Annotated in this window: 12 protein-coding genes; 8 read left to right on the plus strand and 4 right to left on the minus strand. The window is 68.3% G+C overall.

The window, feature by feature from the left end; all coding sequences use genetic code 11:
- The 6 genes from ACE3T5_RS19565 to ACE3T5_RS19590 form a co-directional block, all read left to right on the plus strand.
- On the plus strand, window positions 1-689 hold a 689-nt coding region (locus ACE3T5_RS19565), incomplete at its 5' end, for an ATPase, T2SS/T4P/T4SS family (protein WP_374669785.1).
- Window positions 690-711: 22 nt separating this feature from the next.
- Window positions 712-1,929: a type II secretion system F family protein gene (locus ACE3T5_RS19570; protein WP_374669786.1), complete on the plus strand. Its 1,218-nt coding sequence runs from the start codon at window positions 712-714 to the stop codon at window positions 1,927-1,929.
- The gene (locus ACE3T5_RS19575) at window positions 1,929-2,867 is read left to right on the plus strand and encodes an A24 family peptidase (protein WP_374669787.1); all 939 of its coding nucleotides are present in this window, start codon (window positions 1,929-1,931) and stop codon (window positions 2,865-2,867) included. Before ACE3T5_RS19570 ends, ACE3T5_RS19575 begins: the two co-directional genes overlap by 1 nt.
- A gap of 8 nt (window positions 2,868-2,875) precedes the next feature.
- Window positions 2,876-3,478 (plus strand): dephospho-CoA kinase, encoded by a 603-nt coding sequence (gene coaE, locus ACE3T5_RS19580; protein WP_374669788.1) that lies wholly within the window; start codon window positions 2,876-2,878, stop codon window positions 3,476-3,478.
- A gap of 39 nt (window positions 3,479-3,517) precedes the next feature.
- Window positions 3,518-4,270: a cell division protein ZapD gene (gene zapD / locus ACE3T5_RS19585; RefSeq protein ID WP_374669789.1), complete on the plus strand. Its 753-nt coding sequence runs from the start codon at window positions 3,518-3,520 to the stop codon at window positions 4,268-4,270.
- Between the two features lie 19 nt (window positions 4,271-4,289).
- The gene (locus ACE3T5_RS19590) at window positions 4,290-4,505 is read left to right on the plus strand and encodes a DNA gyrase inhibitor YacG (RefSeq protein WP_374669790.1); all 216 of its coding nucleotides are present in this window, start codon (window positions 4,290-4,292) and stop codon (window positions 4,503-4,505) included.
- Between the two features lie 20 nt (window positions 4,506-4,525).
- Here the strand turns inward: ACE3T5_RS19590 and ACE3T5_RS19595 are convergent, their stop codons facing one another.
- From ACE3T5_RS19595 to ACE3T5_RS19610, 4 genes are read right to left on the minus strand one after another with little or no spacing between them, the layout of a single operon-like run.
- Complete coding sequence (locus tag ACE3T5_RS19595; RefSeq protein WP_374669791.1) at window positions 4,526-4,996, minus strand: NUDIX domain-containing protein; 471 nt, start codon at window positions 4,994-4,996, stop codon at window positions 4,526-4,528.
- Window positions 4,993-5,865, minus strand: coding sequence for an ATP-binding protein (locus ACE3T5_RS19600; RefSeq protein WP_374669792.1), 873 nt, complete (start codon window positions 5,863-5,865; stop codon window positions 4,993-4,995). Before ACE3T5_RS19600 ends, ACE3T5_RS19595 begins: the two co-directional genes overlap by 4 nt.
- A gap of 4 nt (window positions 5,866-5,869) precedes the next feature.
- Window positions 5,870-7,096, minus strand: a complete 1,227-nt coding sequence (gene argJ, locus ACE3T5_RS19605) for a bifunctional glutamate N-acetyltransferase/amino-acid acetyltransferase ArgJ (protein ID WP_374669793.1) — start codon at window positions 7,094-7,096, stop codon at window positions 5,870-5,872.
- A gap of 50 nt (window positions 7,097-7,146) precedes the next feature.
- Window positions 7,147-7,566: a rhodanese-like domain-containing protein gene (locus tag ACE3T5_RS19610; RefSeq protein ID WP_374669794.1), complete on the minus strand. Its 420-nt coding sequence runs from the start codon at window positions 7,564-7,566 to the stop codon at window positions 7,147-7,149.
- A gap of 244 nt (window positions 7,567-7,810) precedes the next feature.
- On the opposite strand from ACE3T5_RS19610, the gene ACE3T5_RS19615 reads away from it, so the two are divergent.
- Both ACE3T5_RS19615 and ACE3T5_RS19620 read left to right on the plus strand, forming a co-directional pair.
- Window positions 7,811-8,932 carry a TRAP transporter substrate-binding protein gene (locus ACE3T5_RS19615; RefSeq protein WP_374669795.1) on the plus strand — a complete coding sequence of 374 codons (1,122 nt, stop codon included), beginning with the start codon at window positions 7,811-7,813 and terminating at the stop codon, window positions 8,930-8,932.
- A gap of 67 nt (window positions 8,933-8,999) precedes the next feature.
- Window positions 9,000-9,553 (plus strand): TRAP transporter small permease subunit (locus tag ACE3T5_RS19620; RefSeq protein WP_374669796.1); only part of this gene is annotated, 554 nt, incomplete at its 3' end.

Consider the following 9,553-nt stretch of genomic DNA (forward strand, 5'->3'; position numbering starts at 1 on the left):
GCCTGAACCTGATGAACAAGCCGGGGGTGAACATCTCCACGGCCGAGGACCCGGCCGAAATCAACCTGCCCGGGGTGAACCAGGTCAACGTGAACGACAAGGCGGGCCTGTCCTTCGCGGTGGCCCTCAAGTCCTTCCTGCGCCAGGACCCGGATGTCATCATGGTCGGCGAAATCCGCGACCTGGAAACCGCCGACATCGCGATCAAGGCCGCCCAGACCGGCCACCTGGTGCTGTCCACCCTGCACACGAATGACGCGCCGACCACGCTCACGCGCATGCGCAACATGGGCATCGCGCCATTCAACATCGCCTCCGCCGTGATCCTGATCACCGCGCAGCGCCTGGCGCGGCGCCTCTGCGCGTCCTGCAAGAAGCCGCTCGACATCCCCTACGAGGCCCTGCTCGACGCGGGCTTCAAGGAGGAAGACGTCGACGGCAGCTGGACACCCTACGGGCCGGTGGGCTGCAGCGCCTGCAACAACGGCTACAAGGGCCGGGTCGGCATCTACCAGGTGATGCCCGTCAGCGAGGACATGCAGCGCATCATCCTGGCCGACGGCAGCGCACTGGAAATCGCCGCGCAGGCCCGCAAGGAAGGCGTCAGGAGCCTGCGCGAATCCGGCCTGTGGAAAGTCCGGCAGGGCCTCACTTCCCTCGAGGAAGTGCTGGCCTGCACCAACGAATAACGCATCACAGAGGAGTCCCGCTATGGCAACCGCAGCAGCAGCCAAGGTCACCGAAGTCGTCTGGGAATGGGAAGGCAAGGACCGCAACGGCAAGGTCGTGCGGGGCGAGACGCGCGCCGCGGGCGAGAACCAGGTCATGGCGGCGCTGCGGCGCCAGGGCGTCACGCCCACCAAGATCAAGAAGCGCAAGATGCGCTCGGGCTCGAAGATCCGCGCCAAGGACATCGCCATCTTCACCCGCCAGCTCGCCACCATGATGAAGGCCGGCGTGCCGCTGCTGCAGGCCTTCGACATCGTCGGCCGCGGCAACGCCAACGTGAGCGTGACCAAGCTCCTCAACGACATCCGCACCGACGTGGAGACCGGCACCTCGCTGTCGGCGGCGTTCCGCAAGTACCCGCTCTACTTCGACAGCCTGTACTGCAACCTGGTCGAGGCCGGCGAGGCCGCCGGTATTCTGGAAAGCCTGCTGGACCGTCTGGCCACCTACATGGAGAAGACCGAGGCGATCAAGTCCAAGATCAAGGCGGCGCTGATGTACCCCATCGCCGTGGTCGTGGTGGCCTTCATCGTGGTGACGGTGATCATGATCTTCGTGATTCCGGCCTTCAAGGAGGTGTTCACCTCCTTCGGCGCCGACCTGCCCGCGCCCACGCTGTTCGTGATCGCGATGAGCGAGTTCTTCGTCAAGTTCTGGTGGCTCATCTTCGGCGGCCTGGGCGGCGGCTTCTACTTCTTCATGCAGGCCTGGAAGCGCAGCGAGAAGGTGCAGATGTTCATGGACCGGCTGATGCTCAAGCTGCCGGTGTTCGGCGACCTGGTCTACAAGTCCACCATCGCCCGCTGGACGCGCACGCTGGCCACCATGTTCGCCGCCGGCGTGCCGCTGGTGGAAGCGCTCGACTCCGTGGGTGGCGCCTCCGGCAATTCGGTCTACGTGGCGGCCACCGAGAAGATCCAGCAGGAAGTCTCCACCGGCACCAGCCTCACGGCGGCCATGACCAACGCCAACGTCTTCCCCTCCATGGTGCTGCAGATGTGCGCCATCGGCGAGGAATCCGGCTCCATCGACCACATGCTGGGCAAGGCGGCCGACTTCTACGAGGCCGAGGTCGATGACATGGTGGCCGGCCTGTCCAGCCTGATGGAGCCGATCATCATCGTGTTCCTGGGCGGCCTGATCGGCGGCATCGTGGTCTCGATGTACCTGCCCATCTTCAAGCTGGGGTCCGTGGTCTGATGCTGTTTTCGCCCGCACTGGACGCCGCGCTGGCCGGCGTCCTGGGCCTGCTCGTCGGCAGCTTCCTGAACGTGGTGGTCTACCGCCTGCCCCGGGTGCTGGGGCGGCAGTGGTACGACGAGGCCCAGGGCATGCTGTCGGACGAGGAAGCGCACCAGATGGTGTTCGGCCGGCCGCCCGGCAAGGAGATCATGGCCGCCGACAAGGGCCTGCGCGCCGCGCTGGATGCGCTGCCGCCCTTCTCGCTGGCACGCCCGCGGTCGCGCTGCCCGCATTGCGGCCACCCGATCGGCGCCATCGAGAACGTGCCGGTGCTCAGCTGGCTGGCCCTGCGTGGCAAGTGCTCGGCCTGCAAGGCGCCGATCTCCATGCGCTACCCCATCGTCGAGATCGTCACCGGCGCGTTCTTCGCGCTGTGCGCGGCCCGCTGGGGTATCACGCCCCAGGCCGCCGCCTGGGCGGGCTGCGCGGCGCTGCTGATCAGCCTGTTCCTGATCGACATGGACACCTTCCTGCTGCCCGACGACCTGAACTACGTGCTGCTCTGGGGCGGCCTGCTCGCCTCGGTGGCGGGCTGGACGGTGCCGCTGCAGTCCGCCGTGCTCGGCGCGGCCGCCGGCTACCTGTCGCTCTGGCTCGTGTATCACGGCTTCCGCCTGCTGACCGGCAAGGAGGGCATGGGCTACGGCGACTTCAAGCTGCTCGCTGCCCTGGGCGCGTGGTTCGGCGCCCACTACCTGCTGGCGATCATCCTGGTCTCTTCGTTGGTCGGCGCGGTCATCGGCATCGTGCTCATCATCGTGGGCAAGCTCGCCAACAAGGAAGTGCCGATGCCCTTTGGCCCCTACCTCGCGGGCGCGGGCCTTGTCTGCCTGGCCATCGGCCCCGCCGCGGTGCCGGCGATCCTGCCCATCGCGTTCCCGTTCGGCATGCCCTGAGGGCGCCCATGGCCTGGCGCATCGGCCTCACCGGCGGCATCGGCAGCGGCAAGAGCACGGTGCTGGCCATGCTGCAGGCGCTGGGCGCGAGCGGCATCGACGCCGACGCGATCTCGCGCAGCCTCACGGCCCCCGGCGGTGCCGCCCTGCCCGCGATCGCGCGGCAGTTCGGCGCCGAGTTCATCGGTGCGGACGGCGCATTGGACCGCGCCCGCATGCGCGAGCTGGCCTACGCGCAGCCCGAATCGCGCCGCCAGCTGGAAGCCATCATCCACCCGCTGGTGGGCGCGGAGATCGCGCGCCAGGTCGACGCGGCGCAAGCCGCCGGCGCCCGCTGCGTGGTGTTCGACATCCCGCTGCTCGTCGAGTCGGGCCGCTGGCGTGCCGGCCTTGATCGCGTACTGGTGGTGGACTGCTCGCCGGCCACGCAGGTGGAGCGTGTCCGGGCCCGCAGCGGCCTGGCACCCGAGGAGGTGCAGCGCATCATCGACGCGCAGGCGCCGCGTGCGCTGCGACTGGCCGCCGCCGACCTTGTGGTCTGCAACGACGGTCTCACACTGGAAGCATTGCGTCACGAAGTCACCGAGGCGGCCCGGGCCTTCGGGCTATGATCCCGGCTTGAGCCAGCCTGCCCCGGATCGACGTCGCGCGTGATTCTCTACGAGTACCCCTTCAATGAACGCATCCGGACCTACCTGCGGCTGGAGCACCTGTTCCGGCGACTCGGCGAGCTGATTCCCCGGGCGCACCCGCTGGACCACCATTTCGCGCTGACGACGATCTTCGAGGTGATGGAGGTCGCCTCCCGCGCCGACCTGAAGTCCGACCTGATGAAGGATCTGGACCGGCACCGCCAGGTGCTCGCCGGCTATCGCGGCAACCCCGCCATCTCCGAGGCAGCCCTCACGGCCGTGATCACCCAGGTCGACGACTGCTTCCAGGGCCTGAATCGCATGAACGGCAAGGCAGGCCAGCCGCTCACCGAGAACGAGTGGCTCATGGGCATCCGAAGCCGCGCTGGCATTCCGGCCGGCACCTGCGAGTTCGACCTGCCCGCCTACTTCGCGTGGCAGCACCAGCCCCCCGAGCGCCGCCGCGCCGACCTCGAGCGCTGGGCCTCGACATTGGGCGCGCTGGCTGAATCGGTGGTGCTGCTGCTGAAGCTGCTGCGCGACTCCGGCACCCCGCAGAAGGTGGTGGCCCAGGGGGGGCAGTTCCAGCAGCCGCTGCCCTCGGGTCGCACCTTCCAGCTGGCCCGCCTGCGCATCAACCCGGCGCTGGCCCATGTCCCCGAGATCAGCGGCAACCGCCTGATCGTGTCCGTGCGACTGATGCGCCAGGATGGCGAACGGCTGCAGCCCAGCCTGGACAACGTGCCCTTCGAGCTGACGCTCTGCGCCTGAGCGGCGCGCCATCGCAGCCATGGCCGACGCGCCCGAGAGCCCCCTGCCATCCGCGCGCACCGTGCGTTGCCCCACCTGTGGCGGGGCCAGCCTGTACCACTCGCGCAATCCGTACCGCCCGTTCTGCAGCGGGCGCTGCAAGGGCATCGATCTCGGCGCCTGGGCCAACGAGGATTTCCGCGTGCCCGACCCCACGCCGCCGGACGATCTGCCGTTCGGTGACCCCAAGGCCTGAGGACGCGGCGGCCGCGCCGATCAGCCGGCGTGGGTCGGGCCGGCGTGGCCCCGTTCCTCGGCGAACCACGCCAGCACCGGCACCGTGCCCGGCAGCACGGGCGTCACGGCCACGGGCAGCTGCTGCCAGGCGAAGGACTGCCCTTCGTGCATGTGCAGCTCACCCTGCCAGTCGAACACCTTGCAGAAGTGCAGCCGCACCAGGGCGTGCGGGTAGTCCACGCGTTCGATGCGCCACGGATGGACGTCGCCGATGGTGACGCCGATCTCCTCGATCAGCTCGCGGCGCAGCGCCTGCTCCACCGACTCGCCGGGCTCGATCTTGCCGCCCGGGAACTCCCAGTAGCCTGCATACACCTTGCCCGCCGGCCGCGAGGTGAGCAGGAAGGCGCCATCGGGGCGCACGAGCACGCCGACGGCCACCGCGACCTCCTTGCGGTCGGGGCCGCCCTCGCGCGGGCGGTCGCCGTCAGCCACCAGGGGCGCGGTCATCCGTGGTGGCGGCCGGCCCAGTCACGCGCGAACTGGTAGGCGACGCGCCCGCTGCGCGAACCCCGCTCCAGCGCCCACACCAGCGCCTCGGGGCGGGCCGACTCGATCTCGGATGCGGGCACCTGGAAGTGCGCGAGCCACTGCGCGGTGATGGCCAGGTATTCGTCCTGGCTGAAGGGATAGAAACTGACCCACAGGCCGAAGCGTTCGGACAGCGAGATCTTCTCCTCCACGACCTCGCCGGGATGCACCTCGCCGTCGTCGGTGTGCGTGTACGTGAGGTTTTCCTTCATGTACTCGGGCAGCAGGTGCCGGCGGTTGCTGGTCGCGTAGATCAGCACATTGGGCGTGGCGGCGGCCACCGAGCCATCGAGGATGGATTTCAGCGCCTTGTAGCCCGGCTCGCCGTCCTCGAAGCTCAGGTCATCGCAGAAGACGATGAACTTCTCCGGCCGCCCCGCGACCACGTCCACGATGTCCGGCAGGTCGGTCAGGTCAGCCTTGTCCACCTCGATCAGGCGCAAGCCGTCAGCCGCATGCGCGTTCAGGCAGGCCTTGATCAGCGATGACTTGCCCGTCCCGCGGGCGCCGGTGAGCAGCACGTTGTTGGCCGGATGCCCCTGCACGAACTGCAGCGTGTTGCGCTCGATCTTCTCCTTCTGCGTCTCGATCTCCTTCAGGTCGTCCAGGCGGATCGCGGCCACGTGGCGCACAGGCTCCAGCACGCCGTGGCCACTGGAGCGCTTGCGGTAGCGCCAGGCAATGGCGGCCTGCCAGTCGGGCGCCGACAGCGGCTGCGGCAGGACGGACTCGATGCGCGCGAGCAGGCTCTCCGCGCGCACCAGCAGTTGCTCGAACTTCTCGTTCATGCGTTCACGACCGGTAGTCGGCGTTGATGCTCACGTAGTCGTGGCTGAAGTCGCAGGTCCAGACCTGGTCCGCCGCATCGCCGCGGCCCAGCTGCACGCGCACGGTGATCTCGGACTGCTTCATCACCCGCTGGCCATCCGCCTCCTGGTAGGCGGGGTGGCGGCCGCCGCGCGTGGCCACGTGCACATCGTCGAGGTAGAGCTCGATGCCGCCCTGGTCCAGGTCGTCGATGCCCGCATAGCCGACCGCGGCGAGGATGCGGCCGAGGTTGGGATCACTGGCGAAGAACGCCGTCTTCACCAGCGGCGAATGCGCGATCGCGTAGGCGGCCTTCAGGCACTCGCCGCGATCACGACCGCCCTCCACCCGCACGGTGATGAACTTGGTGGCGCCCTCACCATCGCGCACGATCGCCTGCGCCAGCAGGCGTGCCACCTCCATCATCGCCTCGCGCAGCGCGCGGCCGCCAGGCGTTGCCCAATCGGTCACGGGCGCATGGCCGGCCTGCTGCGTGGCGATGACCACGAACGAGTCGTTGGTGGAGGTATCGCCATCGACGGTGACCCGGTTGAACGAGCCTTCCGCGAGATCGAAGGCGAGCGACTGCAGCAGCGACGGATCGATGCGGGCGTCCGTGGCCATGAAGCCCAGCATCGTGGCCATGTTCGGCCGGATCATGCCAGCGCCCTTGCTGATGCCGGTGACGGTGACGGTGACGCCCTCCACCTGCACCTGCCGGCTGAACGCCTTGGGCACGGTGTCGGTCGTCATGATGCCCTCGGCGGCGCGGCCCCAATGACCGGCCCGCGCGTCGGCGATCGCCGCCGGCAGACCCGCCTCGATGCGATCCACCGGCAGCGGCTCCATGATCACGCCGGTGGAGAACGGCAGCACCTGGGTCGGCTGCAGCCCCAGCAGGCGCGCCGTGGCCGCGCTCATGGCGCGTGCCCGTGCCAGGCCATCGGCACCCGTGCCTGCATTGGCATTGCCGGTGTTGATGACCAGCGCGCGGATCGGCCCGCCCGCCAGGTGCTCGCGGCACACCTGCACCGGCGCGGCACAGAAGCGGTTGCGCGTGAACACGCCGGCCACGGCAGCGCCTTCATCGAGCAGGAAGACCGTGAGGTCCTTGCGGCCGGCCTTGCGGACGCCGGCTTCGGCGACGCCGATGCGCACGCCGGGCACCGGGAACAGGTCTTCCGCGCGCGGCGCGGTGAGATTGACGGGCATGGAATGAGGTCCTCTCGTTGCGACAGGCGGCGCGGTGGCCGCCTCGTGATTCAGTTCTGGCGCCAGGGCAGGCCACGCAGGCGCCAGCCGCCGCGCCGGCCGCGATGCCCCTGCTCGTCGGCATCGCCCTCGAAGCCTTCCAGGATGTTGTAGGCCTCGATGCCCAGCTCGGCGGCGCGGCGCGCGGCCGCGATCGAGCGCACACCGCTGCGACACAGCAGCACGGCCTTGCCGCCCGGCGGCACCGCAGCCCGGATACCCGCGTCGAAACCAGGGTTGGCAGCCATGCCCGGCCATTGCTTCCAGGCCAGGGGCACGGCCCCCGGCACGAAGCCCACCCACTCGCGCTCGGCGTCGCTGCGCACATCCACGAGCACGGCCTCGCCGGATTGCCACCACTGGCATGCGAGTTCGGGGGTCACATCACCAGCGTAGCCCTCGGCGGGGCGGGGAAAGGCGGGGGCGTTCATGCGGGGGAATTGTGCCACCGCGACCGCACGGCGGGCCGCGCACAGCCGCGCTGTCGCCTTAGCCGAAAGTGCATCGACAGGTATGCGTCGATCGGCACCACCGTACATCGATCAGGGCCTTGCGAGCACCTTAGTTCGCGGCACGAAGCGTGATCGGTGAAAACCCTCTTAACGGGGCGGCGCACGCCCTTCAAAGATAGCTTGCTAACACCGCGAACCGCAACAAACCCAAGGAGACCACCCCGTGACCCAGTCCCCCAAGACCCCTCGCCGCCGCAGCCTGCTCAAGGGCGCGGCCGTCGCCGCCGGCGCCATGTCGGCACCGATGGTGGCGGTGGCGCAGACCACGTCGATGCGCTTCCAGAGCACGTGGCCCGCCAAGGACATCTTCCACGAGTACGCCAATGACTTCGCCAAGAAGGTGAACGACATGGCGGGCGGCCGGCTGAAGATCGAGGTGCTGCCTGCCGGCGCCGTGGTGCCCGCCTTCCAGCTGCTGGAGGCCGTGAACAAGGGCACGCTCGATGGCGGCCACGGCGTGGTGGCCTATCACTACGGCAAGAACTCGGCGCTGGCCCTGTGGGGCTCCGGCCCCGCCTATGGCATGGATCCCAACATGGTCCTGGCCTGGCACAACTACGGCGGCGGCAAGGCCCTGCTGGAGGAGATCTACAAGTCCATCAACATGGACGTGGTCTCCTACCTGTACGGCCCCATGCCCACGCAGCCGCTCGGCTGGTTCAAGAAGCCGATCGCCAACGTCGCGCAGATGAAGGGCCTGAAGTTCCGTACCGTGGGCCTGGCGGTGGACGTGTTCACCGAGCTGGGCGCTGCGGTCAACCCGCTGCCCGGCGGCGAGATCGTGCCCGCGCTCGACCGCGGCCTGATCGACGCGGCCGAGTTCAACAACGCCTCGTCCGACCGCGTGCTGGGCTTCCCCGACGTCGCCAAGAACTGCATGCTGCAGAGCTTCCACCAGTCCGGCGAACAGTTCGAGATCCTCTTCAACAAGGGCAAGTACAACGCCCTGCCGCAGGAGCTGAAGTCCATCATCGACTACGCCGTCCAGGCGTCCAGCGCCGACATGAGCTGGAAGGCCATCGATCGCAACTCGCAGGACTACATCGAGCTGAAGACCAAGGACAAGGTCAACTTCTACAAGACGCCGGATGCCATCCTGCGCGCCCAGCTCGACGCCTGGGACAAGGTCATCGCCAAGAAGGCCGCCGAGAACCCGATGTTCAAGAAGGTGCTCGACTCGCAGAAGGCCTTCGCGCAACGGGCCGGCCAGTGGCAGAACGACTACATGGTCGACTTCAAGATGGCCTACAACCGCTACTTCGGCCGCAGCACGAAGAAGTCCTGAGACAGCCCGCAGCGAGAAGGGGGCGGCTGCGCACAGCCGCCCCTTTTCGCGCCTGGAGACCTACAACATGCAGAAACTCCTGCTCGCGGTGGACCGCCTCTCGACCTGGATCGGCCAGGCCTTCGCGTGGGCGATCGTCGCACTGACGGCGCTCATCTCCTGGGAGGTCTTCTCCCGCTACGTGCTGGGCCGCCCGCACGCCTGGATGCTCGACGTGCAGATCATGCTGTACGGCGTGCTGTTCATGATGGCCGGTGCCTACACGCTGTCGAAGAACGGCCACGTGCGTGGCGATGTGCTCTACGGCTTCTTCCGGCCGCGCACCCAGGCCACGCTCGACCTGATCCTCTACGTCCTGTTCTTCCTGCCCGGTGTGGTCGCCCTCACGTGGGCCGGCTGGCGCTACTTCCAGGACTCGCTCGCGATCCGCGAGCACACCTTCAACGCTGATCCGATCCCCGTGTATCCGTTCAAGTTCTTCATCCCCCTGGCGGGCGGCATACTGCTGCTGCAGGGCCTGGTGGAGATCGCCCGCTGCATCATCTGCATCCGTGAAGGCGAGTGGCCCTCGCGCGAGCAGGACGTCGAGGAGGTCGACGTCGACAAGCTCAAGGCCATGGT

The organism is Ramlibacter sp. (assembly GCF_041916345.1).
In the GTDB taxonomy this organism is placed as follows: Bacteria; Pseudomonadota; Gammaproteobacteria; order Burkholderiales; family Burkholderiaceae_C; genus Ramlibacter.

What these genes read in the sequence shown, in the direction of transcription:
- ACE3T5_RS19570 (WP_374669786.1), top strand. Translation starts at nt 712, where the DNA reads ATGGCAACCGCAGCAGCAGCCAAGGTCACCGAAGTCGTCTGGGAATGG.
- ACE3T5_RS19575 (WP_374669787.1), top strand. Translation starts at nt 1,929, where the DNA reads ATGCTGTTTTCGCCCGCACTGGACGCCGCGCTGGCCGGCGTCCTGGGC.
- coaE (WP_374669788.1), top strand. Translation starts at nt 2,876, where the DNA reads ATGGCCTGGCGCATCGGCCTCACCGGCGGCATCGGCAGCGGCAAGAGC.
- ACE3T5_RS19590 (WP_374669790.1), top strand. Translation starts at nt 4,290, where the DNA reads ATGGCCGACGCGCCCGAGAGCCCCCTGCCATCCGCGCGCACCGTGCGT.
- ACE3T5_RS19595 (WP_374669791.1), bottom strand. Translation starts at nt 4,996, where the DNA reads ATGACCGCGCCCCTGGTGGCTGACGGCGACCGCCCGCGCGAGGGCGGC.
- ACE3T5_RS19600 (WP_374669792.1), bottom strand. Translation starts at nt 5,865, where the DNA reads ATGAACGAGAAGTTCGAGCAACTGCTGGTGCGCGCGGAGAGCCTGCTC.
- argJ (WP_374669793.1), bottom strand. Translation starts at nt 7,096, where the DNA reads ATGCCCGTCAATCTCACCGCGCCGCGCGCGGAAGACCTGTTCCCGGTG.
- ACE3T5_RS19610 (WP_374669794.1), bottom strand. Translation starts at nt 7,566, where the DNA reads ATGAACGCCCCCGCCTTTCCCCGCCCCGCCGAGGGCTACGCTGGTGAT.